The sequence below is a fragment of the Microbulbifer sp. YPW1 genome (genome assembly GCF_013367775.1).
Lineage (GTDB): Bacteria > Pseudomonadota > Gammaproteobacteria > Pseudomonadales > Cellvibrionaceae > Microbulbifer.
In genome coordinates this window covers 4,235,303-4,254,423 of record NZ_CP055157.1, presented here as the reverse complement: position 1 = coordinate 4,254,423, position 19,121 = coordinate 4,235,303, and the positions used below count along the sequence as shown (strand labels likewise).

Here is a 19,121-nt window from a genome sequence, read left to right as displayed (position 1 = left end):
GTTTAGGCTAGTCGTAGTGCCGAAGTTGACCTGCCAGCCTGCCTTCTCCTTGATGGCGTACCACTCCGACGCGCGTCGAGCCCGCCTCCAGGTCCATACCCGTTGTCACTCCGTCTGCCACGACCATCTTGGTCGCAAATGGGTCGATCGAGTGGAAGTGCGTGTCGATGAAGCCTGGAGCGACGACCAGGCCCTTGGCATTAATGGTTTCTTTACCGGTAATCTTGTCTTTGGTGATCGTGGCGATCCTGCCATCGCTGATGCCGACATTGGCGATGTCGTCAAACATCGTTTCTGGGTCCATTACCCGGCCGCCATTAATGACAAGATCGTATTCAGTTGCGAATGCTACTGAAGGAATTCCAATACTCGCGACCAGAATCCCGATTGATACTGCCAAAACTCGCGGCGTAACTAGTGCCATGAAGATGCTCCTCCCTGAGCTGAGTAAAGCAGTGACGCTGCTGAGTGCTTGAAGAAAGTGTCCGCCATCGGGAAACAACGATTTACCGGTCCGCCCAAGAGGAGTTAGAAAAATCAATAGCTTGCGGGTGAGGGCGACATATTTGGTCAGCTACTTGTCCGGAAAGCTTAGACTATCTTTAGTGCGATAGTTGACCGTTTACGCAGCAGGGGGGAAGGTCACTGCCCGCTGCAGCCGAATGTTAGGCATTCCCGTTCATGGAAGGTTATTAATGCTTGTGGCTCTTCCCCTTATTCTCTACTGACCGCCATACGCAGCATCTCTACATGCGGAGTCCCATCCTCATCGTAGGTATCCGAAACCTGCAAAAACCCGAACTCTTCGTAAAACCGCTTTAGGTATAACTGCGCGGATATCCGAATAGAAGCCTGCGGGTATTCCCGTAGCGTGTATTCAACGCCGAGTCGCACTAGCTCTTTTCCGATACCAGTCCCGCGCGTACTTTTGCAGGTGATAACACGTCCAATCGAAGGTTTCGGATATTTCTTTCCCGGCGCCACAATACGCAGGTAGGCGAGCCGGGCGGGGGTGGCGGATTCACTATTCCAGCACAACAGATGCTTGGAATGCTGGTCCTTGCCGTCTACATCCTGATAGATACTTTCCTGCTCTACGGCGAAAACTTCCTGGCGTGCGCGCAGGATTTCGTAGAGTTGATCTACGGATACCTGGTCGAAAAAAGCGATTCAAAGTGGTGTGCTGGAGTTGGGTTTTGGCATAGTGCTATTTCTTCTTGGGGGAAATCCGCATGGTGATGTCCGCATGGAAGACCTCCTCGCCATTGGTATCAAACACACTAACGGGCATCACCACATCCTGAGCAGAATCCCAGTGGAAATCGTCCACCTTGCACACGGCGCGCAAGTCGGTCTTGGCCATCTTCAGGTATTGCACGGTCATACCAACCGGAATCCAGCGGAAGTTGGCGTCTAGGGATACATCCAGGCACACGCCGCCCGCCAGTTCCGCGGCGTTACACATGGCGATGGCGTGCACGGTTTTGATGTGGTTTTGCACCGCGCGCCGTTTTTTCAGTTTTACCTCAACCAGGCCCGGCTTTATCTGGGTGAAGCGCGGTTTGATCGAGCTGAAGTAGGGTGCATTGAAACAGACAATCTTGCTCACCAGCCAGCGGCCAAAGCCGCTGCCGCCGAGGGTTTTCCAGAGTTTCAGGATCGGACTTTTGGAGGGTGCGTATGTCATTTGCTATCTCGTGCCTGGCCGCATCAGTAAGACCCTCATTTTTGCACCTCTGTTACGCGCAGATTAAGTATCAAACTGCCCGATAGGCTTGTCCGTATCGCTTATTATTCCGCTGTCGGTGTGTCTTGCATCTCTCCTATTGCTCTCACTTCCGCTCTGCAGCTTTCGCATCCCAGACGGCGACTTTGGTGCGTGTGTTGGCGAGCAGGCGGTCCAGTGCCGTGCGGTCCTGAACTTCGCCGCGCAAGAGCACGGTGTGGATTGCGCGTGTGGCCTCAATATCCTCCAGCGGGTTGCGCTCCAGCAGCATCAGGTCCGCGACTTTACCTTCATCAATAGAGCCGTATTGGTCCAGCTGGCCAAACCACACAGGTCCCGCGCGGGTTGCGGCGGCCCGTGCCTGCTTTGCCGCGTATAGAAAGAGATCCGGGTGAGGGTGCTGTCCGTGATCTTCACAAAGTCGACGTTGAGGGGCTGTAACTGCGCGACTGCCTTGTCGGCGTCGGCCTCCGAGCCGGTCTTGATAGTGCCTTTCCACACCGGCTTGATGCCTTCGATCTTCGGCCCCGAACTCAGCAGGCGGGGGCCAAACAGGGGCCCCTCGGCGATTTCACGGCGCCAGTGCAGCACGTCCAGGGGGGAGGCCACCGGAGGCGTCGCGGATCGTCGTGACGCCGTTGGCCACGCACAGCGGCAGTAGCGCCAGGTTTTCTTCGGTCAGGGCCTCGCCGCCGCCGAAGTGTACGTGCATGTCCCACAGGCCGGGGATCAGGTAGCGGTTGCGGCCGTTTACCGTCTGCTCGGCGTGCCAGCGCTTGGCTACATCCGCATCATGCCCCACCGCATCGATACGGTTGCGCCGGGTGGCGACAGCCTGGTCGGGTAGCAGCTGCCTATGTTCGACGTCCACGATGGTGGCGTGGCAGATGATGATATCGGCTTGGTCCTGGGTGGTAGCCTGAGCAGTCAACTGTGGCCCGCTGGCTGGTATTGATGTCCTGGAGTGGGACTAACATGGGGCAGGGCGGAATTGTTAAAATGGGCGGCTTCATCTCCGGGGTGCATTTTTTTGCACTGCCGAAGGTCGATTAATTGTTGTGATTGCTAGCCTATATTTGGGCGATGAATATCTTCTAGTGGTAGAAGCATTGAATAAAATTAGCTTGCCTCACCCATAAGTCGGATTCGATACACATTATTTGTAATAAGTTGGGGGTTGGGAGGGGGCAGCCAATGGGCTGCATTTAAAACGGTCCGGCCCGCTTAATGAGGTCAGTTACAGCCATAATCTTTCCTGTGCGCGGAAGTAAAATATTTTGTAAGTGCGCGAGTTATAACTGGGATGGGGAGGTTTGCACGATAGTAATCCGAACTTAAGTTAAGCCGTGCCTAAAATAGTTGCTAGAGCGGAAAAATTACTAAATTTGGTACGAAAGTACGCATTGGGTGCCAATAAAACTTAACTGGCGATGATTTTCGTCTTGACGTTGTGACGTCGTTTTCATTAGGATTAGCCCCTTCGAGGGGGGGCAGCAGTTGTTCAGGCTGCAAAAAATACTAAAAAGTTCGAGTGGTTAGGTGTGACAGGACGTTCCACATCTACAGTTTTGCTTGTTGGGGTGCTTTGTACATTATCTGGGTATGTGCTCGGGAGTGGTACAGAGGATTTTGATATTCAGCGTTGCGCTGCAGTGCCAGTTGCTCCGTATTTCCCTGTGTCTGATATAAATACTCTAGACACATCGGAAGCTTGCTTTATTCGAGCGAGTGAAGTTGGCGATAGCATTAATGAGTATTTTCTTGTTGATGTCTCTTCTTCTCCATCGCTTCGCAGTTTATTTCCCCAAGCTATTCACTTGCGAAGTAGGCAGATTAAGTCAACCCCCTCTTTGAGAGGCAAGCCCCTACTTATCGTTTCTGAGCCGTATAAGCGATATTCAATGGCAAAGCTTTGTCATGAGCTTATCGAAAGCGGCTTTCTGACCCCAAAAATTCTTTTAAATGACATACCCGTTACGCCTGGCGCTAAGTCTATTGGCTCGGTTTCTCCAGAAGATTTTCTGGTAGAAGTGAGTAACTTCGGGGCCGTTGTTATTGCTTCGGATCAAGAAGTGGCTGACCAGTTGGATTCTCTTGGATTGCCTGCCTGGCTGCCGGAAAAGGGCCTTAAGTCCCAGTTTGTATATCGCGCCATTAGCGAGTATTCCCTGGATGGATACCTTCCTGTTTTTGTGGTGGGGGAGTCTGTTGCGGGAGGCAAGGTAGAACTAGTTGCTGGAGAAAAACTGGTTAATTCGATATTTCTGGTATCTGGTGGTATTGAATCAATCGAAAGATCGCTCAATGTTCGCGCTCTGAGTGCCATAAAGAGAAATAATAATCAAAAGGTTTCCAGCTGTGTTAGGTAAGTGGTCGCTAGGATTATGCCTGTTAGCTTTGATAGCGGTCGCGAGCTTTATTTGGGTGAGTTCAGTAGGTGTCAAGCCTAGCTACGAAGTGTCGAAGAATATTCGCTACGGTTTTTTGGTTGAAAATAGTACAGCTGAGTATATCGAAGAGGCTTCTTTCCGTGTTTTTGCACCTGTTAAGAAAAATTCCTACCAGCAAACAGTAGATATTACTGCGAGCTTACCATTTGACATTGAGCTTGATCGCTTTGGTAATCAAACTTTAGTGTTTAAGCTCAGCAAGCTCGCTCCTCGAGCTAGTCAAATAGTTAAAGTTACTGTTTCACTTCAACTTGCCAGTGAGCCTCAGCGTGTATTGCTAGATGCTGAGGCGCCTTATTTAGTGGCTGAGGAGAATATAGAGGTTGATTCTCCTGAGATAAATAAGTTAGCCGAAAAGCTAAGTTCTCAGGGTGTCAAAATACAGAATATTGCAACATGGATTAATCAGAATATCTCTGATGTTGGTTATGTTGCCGAAGATCGTGGTGCTCATTACGCGATAACCACTAAACAAGGTGATTGTACTGAGTTTTCTTCAGCGTTCGTTGCTCTGGCTCGTGCTAGCTCTATTCCGTCGCGTATGATTGGCGGTTTCATACTGGAGCAGTCTGGGAGGGTTCAGGCCGAAAACTACCACAATTGGGGTGAATTTAGGCTCGATGATGCATGGCATCTGGCTGACCCGCAAAATAATAAGATTGACTCAGGTTACGGGTCTTATATCGCTTTTTATAACTTCAATAAACACTCTCGCATGAGTAATAGCCATCGCTTTTTGAGCTATGACCCGCGATTGAGTGTACAGATGCTTTAGGGTTAGGGGTCAGTTAATGAAGGGAAGTATTTCTGCTGTGGCTTTGTCTCTTTTGGCTTTATTTATGTCATTGGGGTTGGAGGCACAAGAAAATTCAATCGTGATCTCCGACAATATAAGCATCGGGATCACAGATGACACCTACGATAATCTGGATATCGTTATAGACGGAGCTATTTTAACGATAGATGGTTCTCATAGCTTCGCTAATTTGATATTAAAAAATGGGGCTGTATTAAAGCACTCTATTGATGCGACAAAAGCGCTTCAGTTAGTCGTCGTTGGTACTGTTGATGTTGATAGCTCATCGAAAATCGATTTGACCGGACTAGGTAGTCTCCCTTCGCCAAATAATTGTGATGGATGTGGCGGCGCCTTTGCCAGTTTCGGAGGAGGGCAAGGTGAAACCCCATATGGGACTTTGAAGACTCCGAATTCGCTGGGTAGCGGTGGCCGACACACGGTTACCACTGACGCCTATACGCGTGGTGGAGGGCGGTTGTATCTGCGTGCGGGCTCGCTGAATCTTGCAGGTAAGATTGTTGCTAATGGTGAGTCACAAACTGGGTATGTCTCTGGTGGTTATTTTGGGGGAGGTGCAGGCGGATCCATTTATATTGAGGCCGACAGCCTAGGTATTGACGGCTCTATAAGTGCTAATGGTGGTTCAGGTAACGGCTCTTATGGAAATGGAGGTAGTGGAGGTAGGATAGCGGTATATGCGCAGCCTGGTTTTATCTACTCGGCAATTGAAAAACTGTCCGCAACGGGCGGAGCGGGAAAGGCCTACGGTGGTCCGGGCACTATTTATCTTCATGATGGTGGCAGCGTCAAGTTACCACTAAAAAATGCTAACGCGGAATACGGAAGTCTTCGATATTGGGATGTCATTACTGGAAATCCTCAGATCCGCACTGCAACCCCTTATCCTGCACCACTTGGTGGTCGTTATTATTTTTATGGTGGAAGCGATACCGCGGAATCCAAGATTTCACAAAATGTCAGCCTGGTGCGTCCTGGCTTATCTGAATCCACGCTCGATAATGGCAAAGTCAGTGTTTCCATCAGTTGGAAACAGTCATCCTATGATGGGTCTGACGAAGGTCAGATGATTTTTGAGTTCCTGGATGCTGACGGCGGGATTATTTCTACATCGTCCAGTGGGCTGAATTCCACTATTGATGGCGCTTGGGAGAATCGTTTTTTTACGGCTGATGTCCCGTCTGGAACAAGATCGTTAAATGTAGTCGTCCATGCATTCCGAATTGCTGGGGCAGCGGCGAACGGACATTTTGACAATATAGAGTTGACAGCGGCAGTTGATGGTGAGCCGGCTGTTGCAGAAGAAAGTTCAGCCGGATTGGCGATTATCCATAATAGAAATAGTTCTCCATCCAGTGAAGCCTATTACGCAGCTGCTGCGGCTGATTTCAATTATTTACTAATGGGCTCCAAAGTGATTCTGCCAGATGGGGTTAATTTGGCGAACGTGAAGATTAGTGGTGATGGAAATTCGATCATAGAATTTTCTGGTGCAGCTGACTTTGGGTCTGGAGATTTTGTATTAGATGGTTTTGACGTAATTGGGCATGGAGCATTTACGTTAGAAGGCGAGTTGGCTTTAGTCAATTCGTCAACGCTAAGTACCGCGCGTCGTTTAGAAGGTCCAAGCCTTTTAGACGTGACGGCTAGCAATATTTTTATCGGAAGATATTCGTCAATTGACCTCTCTGGCGATGGCCGGGGATACCCTGCTGGTGGATTCTGGAAATCGGGAGGAAGTTATGGTGGCTTGGGCGGTAGAGATCCTGGTGTTTTTGAGACTAATTCAACATTTGGATCAATTTCGGCACCGCTGGATTTTGGTGTTGGTGGCTATCCAAAAGACTCGGATAGCGAAGGTAGCTTTGGGGGGGGAGCGCTTAAGTTAACCGCGCTTGGGAAGTTAGAAGTTTATGGTCAAGTATTGGCCAATGGGCAATCCGGGGTTCCACAGGCGGGCGCTGGTAGCGGTGGATCTATTTGGATTGATGCTTCTGAGTTGATAGGCGGCGCCTACATGCTGATAGAAGCTAGTGGTGGAAACGCCTATCAGGGAGGCGCCGGCGGTGGTGGCCGAGTCGCGGCCTATTTCGACTCTTTAACTGGGTTTGATCCGCAACAAAAAATTCTGGCTAGGTCGGGAGGGAATTATTCAGGCGCTACAGCGTACGGTGGTGCGGGAACCGTCTATTTATATGATAAATCCCTTGCGGATAATAATGCACAAATTCAGATAATCAATAGAGGTGTTAGTGCAGCGTACGAGCCATATATTATTTCTGGTGAACTAGATGTGCCAGTGTATCTAAAAGATACGCGAGCGGTAATCGCGCAAGGGGCAACACTAAGTGAATTGGTGACAGGGCAATCCTACTCTACGGTATATGTATCCGCTGAGGGCGATTTCTCTGTAAATAATGATGCGCTAGTTGTAGATGGGTTTACGCTCGAACTATCTCAAGATTACAGCTTCGAAACTATTACTTTAAGGAATAGTGCAAAGATCACGACACCCGCAGCTTCTGATACCTTCACTTCGGGAATTACTCTGAGTTCTGTGGACTTCTACGTTAGCAGTAACTCCTACATCGACGTTAGCAGCAAAGGCCGTCGACCTGTAGGCGGGGATCACTGGAAGTCAGGCGGAAGCTATGGAGGCCCGGGTGGAGTGGATCCTACATCTGGAACCGTGGCAACAACATTCGGATCTGTTGAATCTCCCGTTGATTTTGGCGTCGGCGGAAATGGCGCGGATGCAACTGTGCAGGGAAGTCGGGGAGGCGGTGCCATCAAACTGGTGGCCAATAACAAATTTGAGCTCTATGGAGATGTTTTAGCCAATGGTCAGAGTGGTCTTCAAAACGTTGGCGCCGGTAGTGGTGGCTCGATCTGGATCGAAACGAAAGAACTAATCGGGAGCAGTGCAACGCTTGTCGAAGCTTCTGGTGGTAGAGGCTATTTGGCTGGTACCGGTGGTGGTGGCCGAGTGGCTATTTATTACGACTCTATCAGTGGGATCGACACCATCAGAGACGTATTCGCCAGGGCCGGCACAAATTACTCAAGTGCGACAGGATATGGCGGTCCGGGGACAGTGTATCTCTATGATCGATCCGTGCTATCCGATAATGCGCGTTTGCAAATCATCAATAGGGATACGAGTGGTAGTTATAGCCCGTATAGTTTGACGGGGAGCATTGATGTTCCGATCTATTTTGAAGATATTCAGGTGCGTATCACAAAAGACGCAGTGTTTTCTGCGCCAGTAAGCTTTAAAGACGCAAAGGTTTATCTGGAAGAAGGGGTGCATCTGGGGTTGCCAATTATTGGTTCAGGCTATAGCGCTGTGTATGTAACTGCCGAAGGCGATTTTTCCGCAGAAAATGATGAACTAGTTGTAGATGGTTATACGCTGGAATTACCGCAAGATTACAGCTTTGAAAAGATTACTTTAAAGAATAGTGCAAAGATCACGACACCCGCAGCTTCTGATACCTTCACTTCGGGAATTACTCTGAGTTCTGTGGACTTCTACGTTAGCAGTAACTCCTACATCGACGTTAGCAATAAAGGCCTTCGCCCTGAAAGCGGTGATCACTGGAAGTCAGGCGGAAGCTATGGAGGCCCGGGTGGAGTGGATCCTACATCTGGAACCGTGGCAACAACATTCGGATCTGTTGAATCTCCCATTGATTTTGGCGTCGGCGGAAATGGTGCGGATGCAAATGTGCAGGGAAGTCGGGGAGGCGGTGCCATCAAGCTGGTGGCTAATAACAAATTTGAGCTCTACGGAGATGTTTTAGCCAATGGCCAGAGTGGTCTTCAAAACGTTGGCGCCGGTAGTGGTGGCTCGATCTGGATCGAAGCGAAAGAACTAATCGGGGGCAGTTCAACGCTTGTCGAAGCGTCTGGTGGTAGAGGCTATTTGGCTGGTACTGGTGGTGGTGGCCGAGTGGCCATTTATTACGACTCTATCAGTGGAATCGATACCATTAGAGACGTGTTCGCGAGGGCGGGAACAAATTACTCAAGTGCGACAGGATATGGCGGTCCCGGTACAGTTTATCTCTTTGATCGATCGCTACCGTCTGGAAATTCTCGACTTCAGATTGTAAATCGTGGAACTAGTCAGAGTTATGATGCCTATGTTTTGACCGGAACTATTGATATCCCTATTTACTTCGAAGATTTGAGGGTTCGGGTTGATAAGGATGTAAATTTTTCAGCTCCTTTAACATTTAAGGATGCTCGTGTATCAATAGACGATGGGGCGCATCTTGCAAGTAGTATTTCCGGTAGCGGTCACAGTTCGGTTTACGTCACCGCTTTGGGAGATTTTACAGTTGCCAACAATGCATTATTGATTGATGGCTACACACTGGAACTGGCTCAGGACTATAGCTTTGCCTCCATTACCATTAAAAACAGTGGAAAATTAACCACACCATATGCTTCCGAGACTTTCACTGCAGGGATCACGCTGAGTGCGATCGATTTTTATATTAGTTCGAACTCTTATATCGATTTGAATAATAAAGGACTTCGCGCGAGCGCGGGTGACCACTGGGAGTCCGGTGGCAGTTATGGCGGGTTGGGCGGAATAGATCCATCGTCGGGTACTGTCGCTCCAATGTTCGGTTCTTTTAAATCGCCCACAGACTTTGGTGTTGGTGGTTTGGGCGCGGACGCTTCTGTTCAGGGTAGCCGTGGCGGTGGCGCTATCAAGCTGGTAGCCAGCAATCGGTTTGAGGTGTATGGCGATATTCTGGCCAATGGTAACTATGCCCAAAATGTTGGAGGCGGTAGTGGCGGATCCATCTGGATTGAAGCTTCGGAAATCATTGGAAATGGCGCCACCAAGATCGAGGCCTCAGGTGGCTATGGTTACTACGCAGCTTCTGGCGGTGGCGGTCGAATAGCGCTTTACTACGATTCTATTAGCGGGTTTGACCCGCTTAACTATGTGGTCGCTCTTGCCGGGCCTGGTACTACTGGTGTCACTGGTTACGGCGGTGCAGGCACGGTATATCTCTATGATAAGTCGTTAGCTTCTAATAACGGTCGATTGCAAATCGTAAATAGAAGTAACAGTAGCATTTACACGCCTTTCCGCATTAGCGGTGAGATTGATACCCCGATACATTTTTATAATGCTCGAGCCGTTATAGACGAGGGTGCTCACCTAAATGCGCACATAACTGGCTCATCTTACAGTAATGTATATGTGAAGGCCGTTGGTGAATTTTCCGTTGCCAACGACCAATTGGTGGTCGACGGTTTTACTCTTGAATTGCCTCAGGACTACACTTTCGAATCCATTAATATTCAGAACAGCGGCAAGATAACTACTCCATATGCTTCTGATTCATTTGCCTCTGGTATTACCTTAAGCGCAAATGACTTTTACATCAGCTCCAATTCTTATATAGATATAAGTAACAGAGGGCGTCGTCCCGAGTCAGGGAACCACTGGAAGTCTGGTGGCAGTTATGGTGGCTTGGGCGGGATTGATCCTTCTTCAGGATCGGTCGCTGCTTTATTTGGATCTTTTAAGGCACCCTCAGAGTTTGGTGTCGGTGGTTTTGGTGCAGACGAAACGGTTCAAGGCAGCCGTGGCGGTGGTGCCATCAAATTGGTAGCCGCCAATCGTTTTGAAGTGTATGGCGACATTCTGGCTAACGGTAATTACTCGCAAAATGTCGGCGGCGGTAGTGGTGGATCTATCTGGATTGAAGCGTCGGAAATCATTGGGAGCGGTGCTACCAGGATCGAGGCTTCAGGTGGCTATGGTTACTATGCCGCTTCCGGTGGGGGCGGTCGAATAGCGCTTTATTATGATTCCATTAGTGGTTTTAACCCACTTAACTATGTTGTGGCTCTCTCTGGGCCCGGAACTTCTGGTGTTACTGCTTACGGTGGTCCTGGCACGGTATATCTCTATGATCGGTCGTTGCCAGCTAATAACGGTCGCTTGCAAATCGTAAATAGAAGTAATAGCAGCGCTTATACGCCTTTCCGTATTAGTGGCGAAATCGATACTCCAATACACTTCTATAATGTTCGAGCCATTATTGACGATGGGGCCCATCTAAATGCGCGGATAACGGGCTCGTCCTACAGTAATGCATACGTGGAGGCCGACGGGGCGTTTACTGTTGCCGATAATGCGATGGTGGTTGATGGGTTTACGCTTGAACTGCCTCAGGATTACTCCTTCGAGTCAATTCGTGTTCAAAACAACGGTAAAATAACTACGCCTGCCGCGTCTGATTCTTTCATTTCCGCCATCACGCTGGCCGCGTCAGACATATATATCAGTTCCAATTCTTACATCGACGTCAGTGGTAAAGGGCACCTTCCTGCGGAAGATGTCGGCTACAAATCCGGAGGAAGCTATGGTGGCTTGGGTGGCGTAATGCCTGAGGGTACCACCAATGCCATATTTGGTAGTGCTGTAGCACCTATAGAGTTCGGTATGGGTGGCCGTTACCAGGACGATAGCCAAATTGGCCACAGAGGTGGTGGCGCCATAAAGTTAGTAGCAGATCGCTTGCAGCACTTCGGGTTCATCTATGCGAATGGTGCGGGCGGCACGAACTATAAGGGTGGAGGTAGTGGCGGCTCTATCTGGCTTGATATTGGCGAATTAGTTGTGGGAAGCAATGGCTACATTCAGGCAAATGGAGGATACGGTAGCCGCGCCGGCGCTGGTAGCGGTGGTCGAATCGCTATTTACTATGAATCAGTAACCGGATTGAACACCGGACGGATCACTAGCAACAGTGGTTCTCACTATGTGGGTGCTTACGGTGAGGCTGGCACGGTTCATATCGCTGAAATAACCGTGCCCCCGAGAGTTCGAGGCGTGGAGCCAAGTGGTTATCACGATGCATCTATAAATAATACTGTTGTTCAATTCAACATCGGTATCGATAGCGCAACTTTGGATGCCAGTGATTTCGAGCTCGTTGATGCTACAGGTGGCTCGATCGACGTGCTCTCTGTAACTTCATTGGACGATATTCGTTATCAAGTTGATTTCTCTGAGACCCTATCGGAAGGTTCCTATACCCTCAACATCGGACCAGATATTTTCGGTACCAATGGGCTTGGTATGGATCAAGACCAAGACGGTATAGAGCTGGAGCCGGAAGACGATAAGTTCTCTACCCAGGTCATCATCGATCTCACTCAGCCGGAGGCTTTGTCTCTGGATCAGCCAGTCGCTCCCGCTGTAATCGCCTCCAGCAAGCGCTGGGTTACTATCTCCGGTAGTCGCGATGACAACACTGCAATCCTGGTTGACGGTAATGAGATTGTGCCCAATGGCTCCGGAAACTGGTCCGGTAGCTATTACCTGTCGGAGGGCGAATCCACTATCTCCGTGGTTGCGCAAGATCTCAGTGGTAACCAGTCTGAACCTGTAATGCTGAGCTTTAATGTCGACAGCAAAGCCCCCTCTGTTACTGGTGCGAATCCGTCAGGCTCTCAGAACGTAGCACCGCCATTTATCACTGTGGTGGTTACCGAAGAAGGCAGCGGCATAGACCTTGAAGCCAGCACCCTGACCGTAAAACGCAACGGCGTAGCCCTGTCCGGCTCCGTCGCCCTCTACGAAGGCCAGGTGCAATTCACCCCGGATGCCCCATTCCTAGACGGCGAGTACCAGATCGTTGCCCGCATCGCGGACAAGCTCGGCAACCTGTCCACCCAGAAGACCTATAACTTCGTACTGGATTACACCCCACCGGCACCCACGGTGCTGGGCGAGTATCCGTCTATTACTACTGTTAATGCCCAGACCTTCAGCGGTTCTAAAGAAGCCGGCAGTGCGGTACTGGTTAATGGCAGTCTCGAAGTGATTGAGTCGGCGGCGACCACCTGGAGTAAACAGGTGGCTTTGTTGCAGGGCGATAACACCATCGAGTTTGTGGTGCGCGATGCGGCGGGTAACGAGAGTGCGCCCACTTCCGCCTCGATCCGCTACGATAACAACCCGCCGGGGCAGGTCGCGCTGTCGATCGATCCCAATGGCCGCGGTACGGACCTGTTGCTGGATTGGAGTAGTTACGACGAGTTCACCAACGGCAACGATATCGACGAGTACCGTATCTATCAGAGTGCGTCCGCTTTTACCGATATCGCGGGTAAAACCCCGGTAGCCGTAGTGGGGCAGGGCACCAAGCAGTTCCGTGTGGAGGGTTTGCCCCGCGCCACCGAAGCGCACTTTGCCGTGGTCGCCTACGACACCCAGGCGTTGTTTAACCCCGCGGTTGTGTCTGCCTCTGCGGTGCCGGTAGATGTGCAGGCGCCGGATGAGATCGCCAACCTGATTGTAGAGCCGGGCGCAGATAGCCTGTCCCTGCGCTGGAACCCATCTGCCAACAGCGATGGTGATCTGGCCGGTTATAAAGTGGCGTTCGTGGATGACGCTGACGGGCGTATCGATGATATCCCGCTGGCATCCCTGTCCGATCCCGCGGCCGTGGTACAGTACCAGGTCTCCGGTCTCAACCCGGCCACCTCGTATCCGATCCGCGTGTACGCTTACGATGCCGCCGGTAATACCTCTAACGGTGTGACCGATGCCGGCACCACCCTGTTGCCGAACCCGGCCACCGTTACCGCAGAACCGAAGAGCAGCCAGGTCGCCATTACCTGGTCCAGCGTTGCTCCTTACAACCTGCTGAAGAACTACGCCGTGTATGTGCAGGAGGCCAACTTCAGTTCGGTGGAGGGCCTGCAGGCGAAGAAGGTCCAGAGCAAAGGCAGCGCTGCGGACAGCGAGCACACCTGGTCCCTGGCCGGCCTGAAGAACGGCACCACCTATTACGTGGCAGTAACGGCGATCAACCTCTCCGGTGGCAGCGATCCGCAGGTCACCCCGGTGGCTGTTACCCCGGTAGCCGATACCGAAGGTCCGGTGATCGAGGCCGCGCACTACCAGCAGGGTAGTGACCAGTTCGACCTGGCCGCCGCACCGCAGCTGTCCCAGGACGGTCGCTTCGAGATCACCGCCAGCGATGACTCGGACATTGCCCGCGTCGAGTTCTTCGTGGACGGTACCTTGCTCGGCACCGAGTACGCCGCCAGCAATGGTGCCTTCGGTCGCAACCTCACATTGCAGACGCTGACCGATGGCGATCACGCCCTCACGGTTAAAGTCTTCGATGTGTGGGAAAACAGCACCATCGGCCAGTACACCTTCGAGGTACTGCTGGCGCCACCGGCCGCCCCGCAGATCACCGCCCCGGTGGACGGCAGCATCAGCAACCAGCCGCTGGTTCTGATCCAGGGTAATGCGGAGAAGGGCACCCAGGTGCAGCTGTATCGCGATGGCACTCCCGCCGCGGACCTGCAGTTGGTGAACAGCTATGGCAAGTTCCAGATCGAGGTAACCCTGGAAGAGGGTGCGAACAGCATCACCGCCGCGGCGGAGTATCCCAACCGCAGTGGTGGCTTCGGCCCGCACAGTGCCGCGCGCACCATCGAGCTCAACACCTCGATCCCGGATGCGCCGGCCAACCTGGCCGCCATCGAGCGGGAGCTGGGACAGATCTCCTGTCCTGGGATCTGGTGGAAAGCAGCGATGCCAACAACACCATTACTGGCTACAACGTGTATCGTGCAGTAGCCACCTTCGGCAACCCGCAGCAGGCGCAGAAGCTCAACAGCCAGCTGCTGAGCGAACCCAGGTTCAGCGACCTGCCGGCGGAAGACGGGCATTACTTCTATGCCGTTACCGCCGTCAACGAAGCCGCCACGGAAAGTGCCCTGTCCAGCGTGGTTGAAGCCATTGCTGACAGCGAAGGCCCCCACGCCCTGAACATCACTTATCAGTCCAATGGCATAGTGGATACGGCCACCGGCCGCCACGCTCCGGGCACCGTTGAACTCGAAGTGCAGTTCGATGAGCCCCTGCGCAACCAACCCTACTTTGCCCTGGTACCGGAAGGCGGAGTCCCGCTCACGGTAGAGCTGAGCAAAGACTACAGTGACGACACCCTGTATACCGGCAGCTTCGTCATCGAGCCCGGCATGCTCTCGGGCACCGCGTATGCCGTGATGTCCGCCCACGACGACGTCGGCAACCGCGGCACCACCATCGAACAGGGCGGCACCCTGTTGATCGACGCCAAGGGACCGGAAGTGATCGCACTGACCCTCAACCCCGGTGAACCCCTGCAGGTGGATGAACAGAATGGGTTGCTGGTGGAAGTGGTCGCCAAACTGAACGATGAAGTGAAGCCCGGCGCCCAGCCCACGCTGATCCCGCAGCTCGACAACATCGCCATCGCCGAGTACAGCACCGGCATCAGCCTGACCCGCGATGCCCAGTCCCTCGAAGGCGAGCCTGTGGGTGGGCAGCTTCACGCTACCCACCAGCGCCGGCCAGGACGACGCGGGTAACCCCAGTGTGGAAAGCCTCAGCTTCAGCTATCAGGCCGCCGACGATCTGGATAACCTCGGCAACAAAGTGCGCGTGCGCAATGCCTTCCAGGTGTACCAGGGCGACCTGCCACCGCTGGACATCCCGCAGAACCTCAAGGCGGTGGCCCAGCCCAACGCCGGCGTTGCCCTCGAGTGGGATCCGGTCGAAGAGGCACGTTACGTCCTGTACCGCCGCGCCGAGAGCGACACCGAGTTCACCGAACTGGCGCGCCTGTCCGAGACCCAGACCACAGACCAGCTTCCCAGCGATGGCCAGTACTACTACGCCATCGCCAGTGAGCGCCGCAGTAACGACCAGATCGCCGTCAGTGCCCTGAGTGCACCGGTCGCGGTCAGCGCCGACAGCATCGCCCCGGCCGCGCCGGCTGACCTGGCCCTGGAGCTGAACGGTGCCGGCATCGTTGCCACCTGGAGTGCACCCAGCGTAGACGCCGAAGGCAATACAGAAGAGGGCGCCGCACTCACCTACAACCTCTACCGCCTCGGTGTTGGGGAAGGGGTGAACGTCACCGCGGAAGAACTGCAGAACGTTATCCCGCTGCAGACTGGTATCCCCGAGCCCATCGCCCTGGATGCCAACCCCAGTGAGAGCCAGCACGCCTATGCGATTACCGCACTGGACGAAGCCGGCAACGAGTCCGCGCCCAGCGACACCGCCTACCTCAACTTCGGCCTGCTGCCGGTGAGCGACCTCAGCATCACCATCAATGCCGACGGCAGCCCGCAACTGCAGTGGCAGCACAGCGGTGCCGCCATTGCCGGCTACCGGGTCTATGTAGGCGGCACCGGAGAAGTGGGTGAGGGGGCAGAGAACCTGCAGGAGATCACCAGCGCACTGATCCCCCACAGCAGCAACCCCACCACCTTCGTGGATGAAGGCTTCACTGCCGGTGCCCAGGGCGTCACCGCCGAACGCCGTTACACCGTCATCGCCGAAGACGACCAGGGTGCCACCAGCATCGGCCACAGCCTGCTGCTGCCCGCACTCTCCGTCGCCGTGATCGAACCGGCCGACGGCCAGTCCGTACTGGAACGCGGCGTTATGAATGAAGTGCGCTTCCGCGTACAGAACCGTGGCAGCGCCGATGTTGCCGGTCTCAAGCTGTTCGCCACCGTCAGCGACAACGGCACCAATCGCGAACACCAGTCCGCCAGCTTCAGTGTCGCCGCCGGCGGCATCGTCGAAGTGCCCATCGTTATCGGCGGCTACGCCAAACTGGATACCCTCAGCGATATCCAGCTGCGCCTCGAGCAGTCGCCGCTGCCCGGTGAGACCGTGTTCATCCACGCCCAGGATCAGGTCATGGTCGGCGACGCCGCCCTGCGCCTGTCGCTGGAGTCCGACACCGTCTATCGCGGTGGCCTTGGCAAGTTCCGCTTCACCCTGGAGAACACCTCCTTGGTTGAGACTGAACTACTGATGGCCCGCAACAACGGCAAGACCGCGTCTGATGAGATCCGCATCCGCCTCGAAGACGCCGACGGCAACCTGCTCACCCTGCAAGACGTGCAGCAGTACACCGGCGACGTCATCACCGTCGCCAGCGGAGCAACCGTCGCCCGGCTGCAACCGGGAGAAAGCTTCGTCTCCGACTGGATCGAAGTCCCGGTACCGGCAGCGGCCCCGGATCTCGTCACCGTCGCCCTGGAGGTAGACCACTTCCGTTATCACACCGGCAAAACCACCGAAGTGATCATCGACGGCAACGGCACCCGCACCCAGGCCTCCTGCAGGAGACCGCCTACTACGGCACCCTGGATAGCGTCGCCCCTGCGGAGATCTACACCGCCGAAGACACCGTCACCTTCACCGGCCAGGCCATCGACCGGGACAGCGACACCGCCACCGGCAATGTCCCGCTGACCCTGGTCATGGAACTGCGCGGCTTCGAACGCCAGGCCTCCGTCATCGCCGGCAGCGACGGCCGCTTCAGCTACACCTTCGACCCGCAAGGGCAGGCGGTACCTGGCGCGTCTCCGTCATCCACCCGGACAGCCTCGCGCGACCCAACCAGGGCGCGTTCAGCGTACTTACCTCCGCAGTGACCCCGACCCAGGTCAACATCCGCGTACCGCGCAACTACAACCAGGTCGTCCCCGTCACCGTCAAAGCCGGTTATGGCAGTGACCTCGCCAACGTGCGCCTGGTCTCCGTCGCCGCCCCCGGTGACGAGCAAGTACAGATCCCCGGAGGCATCCACCTGGATCTCGGTGCCGTCATCAACCTGGCTCCCCAGGTCAAAGGCGTCATCAACCTCACCGTGAGTGGCGACAACCTCGCCCCGGAAAACGGCTTCCTGTACTTCCAGGTCCTCGCCGACGTCAACGGTAGCGAACAGGTGCTGGAAAACATCGCTGTCGAGTACACCCTCTCGGAAAGCCGCCCGGTGATCACCGCCAAGCCGTCGTTCATCGACACCGGTGTACTGCTGGGTGACAGCGCCACAGAGACCTTCACCCTCAGCAACACCGGCTTCGACGTCCTGCGCAATGCCAGCCTCGAACTGGTCGACGACGAAGGCAATCCCGCCCCCGGCTGGCTCAGCCTCAACGGCACCACCAGCCTCGGCGACCTCGGCATCGGCGACAGCCGCGACCTCAGCCTGAGCGTCGCCCCGGGCACCGGTGTTGCCCAGGGCAACTACAGCTTCAAACTGCAGATCAGCGGCGACGGCGGCCACCGCTTCAGCGTGCCCGTCTACATCGCCGTCGTCACCTCCGAAATGGGCGACGCCTTCTTCCATATCAGCGACATCTACACCGCCACCCTGGGAGAAAACAACCAGCTCATCCCCGGCCTGCAAGGTGCCAAGATCGAACTGCAGAACGAACAGGTCCTGTCGGAAACCCGCACCATCAACAGCGACGCCAACGGCGAAGCCCTGCTCGAAGACCTGCCCGCCGGCCGCTACAGCTACCGGGTTACCGCCTTCGATCATGAAAGCGTCTCCGGCCGCCTGTGGGTCAAACCCGGCATCACCGTCGCCGAAGACGTGTTCCTGATGAACCAGATCATCAACGTCGAATGGCAAGTGAACGAGATCAACCTGCAAGACCGCTACGAGATCAAACTCGAAGCCACCTTCGAAACCCAGGTTCCGGTCGCCGTGGTGATGCTCGATCCGCTCAGCATCACCCTGCCCGACATGCAAAAGGGCGACGTGTTTACCGGAGAACTGAGCCTCACCAACTACGGCCTGATCCGCGCCGACAACGTCAGCAACAAACTGCCCACGGGCAACGACGTCGTCGCGTTCGAGTTCCTCGCCGAAGTACCGGACACCCTGGAAGCAGGGGATGTGGTGTACATCCCGTACCGGATCACCGCGCTTAGAGACTTCAACCCGAGTGAAGAGGGTGATGCCACCGGTGCTGGCTGTGGCAGTTACAGCTTCCAGTACCAGGTGAGTTACCAGAGCCAGTGTGCGAATGGGCAGGTTGTACCGGGTGGTACCTCGACGCGCTGGGCGACGGCTTCGTATGGTTCCTGTAGTACTGGCGGTGGTAGCAGTTACTACTACGGCGGAGGCGTTGGCAGTGGTGGTGGTTACGGCGGAGGTTACTCGCCGATCGGTGGCGGGGTAGAGACGCTGCGCTGTGAGCCGCCGCCGTGTGCGGATGGCAGTTGTAACAAGGACAACAGCAGCCCCGAATAAGGGCTGCTGAAAAGAAAAAA

At 54.1% G+C, this 19,121-nt stretch carries 11 protein-coding genes; 6 read left to right on the top strand and 5 right to left on the bottom strand.

The window, feature by feature from the left end:
* Positions 1-7: 7 nt before the first annotated feature.
* From HUW35_RS18800 to HUW35_RS18790, 5 genes are all read right to left on the bottom strand, one after another.
* Positions 8-424, bottom strand: coding sequence for a hypothetical protein (locus tag HUW35_RS18800; protein ID WP_219932617.1), 417 nt, complete (start codon positions 422-424; stop codon positions 8-10).
* A gap of 290 nt (positions 425-714) precedes the next feature.
* The gene (locus HUW35_RS17260; RefSeq protein ID WP_255463625.1) at positions 715-1,083 is read right to left on the bottom strand and encodes a GNAT family N-acetyltransferase; all 369 of its coding nucleotides are present in this window, start codon (positions 1,081-1,083) and stop codon (positions 715-717) included.
* A gap of 124 nt (positions 1,084-1,207) precedes the next feature.
* Positions 1,208-1,687: a hotdog fold domain-containing protein gene (locus tag HUW35_RS17255; protein ID WP_181253460.1), complete on the bottom strand. Its 480-nt coding sequence runs from the start codon at positions 1,685-1,687 to the stop codon at positions 1,208-1,210.
* Between the two features lie 145 nt (positions 1,688-1,832).
* Complete coding sequence (locus HUW35_RS18795; protein ID WP_219932616.1) at positions 1,833-2,057, bottom strand: hypothetical protein; 225 nt, start codon at positions 2,055-2,057, stop codon at positions 1,833-1,835.
* A 240-nt stretch (positions 2,058-2,297) separates the two neighbouring features.
* Positions 2,298-2,657 carry a hypothetical protein gene (locus tag HUW35_RS18790; RefSeq protein WP_219932615.1) on the bottom strand — a complete coding sequence of 120 codons (360 nt, stop codon included), beginning with the start codon at positions 2,655-2,657 and terminating at the stop codon, positions 2,298-2,300.
* A 610-nt stretch (positions 2,658-3,267) separates the two neighbouring features.
* Between HUW35_RS18790 and HUW35_RS17245 the strand changes: the two genes are divergently transcribed.
* From HUW35_RS17245 to HUW35_RS17220, 6 genes are all read left to right on the top strand, one after another.
* Positions 3,268-4,095 (top strand): hypothetical protein, encoded by an 828-nt coding sequence (locus HUW35_RS17245; protein ID WP_181253459.1) that lies wholly within the window; start codon positions 3,268-3,270, stop codon positions 4,093-4,095.
* On the top strand, positions 4,085-4,951 hold the full coding sequence (locus tag HUW35_RS17240; protein ID WP_181253458.1) for a transglutaminase family protein: 867 nt from the start codon (positions 4,085-4,087) through the stop codon (positions 4,949-4,951). The genes HUW35_RS17245 and HUW35_RS17240 overlap by 11 nt, the downstream gene beginning before the upstream one ends.
* A 16-nt stretch (positions 4,952-4,967) precedes the next feature.
* A complete protein-coding gene (locus HUW35_RS17235; RefSeq protein ID WP_181253457.1) occupies positions 4,968-14,627 on the top strand; it encodes an Ig-like domain-containing protein in 9,660 nt (3,219 codons plus the stop codon).
* On the top strand, positions 14,570-15,403 hold the full coding sequence (locus tag HUW35_RS17230) for a hypothetical protein (RefSeq protein WP_181253456.1): 834 nt from the start codon (positions 14,570-14,572) through the stop codon (positions 15,401-15,403). The genes HUW35_RS17235 and HUW35_RS17230 overlap by 58 nt, the downstream gene beginning before the upstream one ends.
* Positions 15,324-17,309 carry a fibronectin type III domain-containing protein gene (locus tag HUW35_RS17225; RefSeq protein ID WP_181253455.1) on the top strand — a complete coding sequence of 662 codons (1,986 nt, stop codon included), beginning with the start codon at positions 15,324-15,326 and terminating at the stop codon, positions 17,307-17,309. The genes HUW35_RS17230 and HUW35_RS17225 overlap by 80 nt, the downstream gene beginning before the upstream one ends.
* Before the next feature lie 178 nt (positions 17,310-17,487).
* Positions 17,488-19,101 carry a putative Ig domain-containing protein gene (locus HUW35_RS17220; protein ID WP_181253454.1) on the top strand — a complete coding sequence of 538 codons (1,614 nt, stop codon included), beginning with the start codon at positions 17,488-17,490 and terminating at the stop codon, positions 19,099-19,101.
* Positions 19,102-19,121: the final 20 nt, after the last annotated feature.

Coding starts and splice junctions, on each gene's coding strand:
- HUW35_RS18800 (WP_219932617.1), bottom strand. CDS start 424: ATGGCACTAGTTACGCCGCGAGTTTTGGCAGTATCAATCGGGATTCTG.
- HUW35_RS17255 (WP_181253460.1), bottom strand. CDS start 1,687: ATGACATACGCACCCTCCAAAAGTCCGATCCTGAAACTCTGGAAAACC.
- HUW35_RS17235 (WP_181253457.1), top strand. CDS start 4,968: ATGAAGGGAAGTATTTCTGCTGTGGCTTTGTCTCTTTTGGCTTTATTT.
- HUW35_RS17225 (WP_181253455.1), top strand. CDS start 15,324: ATGCCCAGTCCCTCGAAGGCGAGCCTGTGGGTGGGCAGCTTCACGCTA.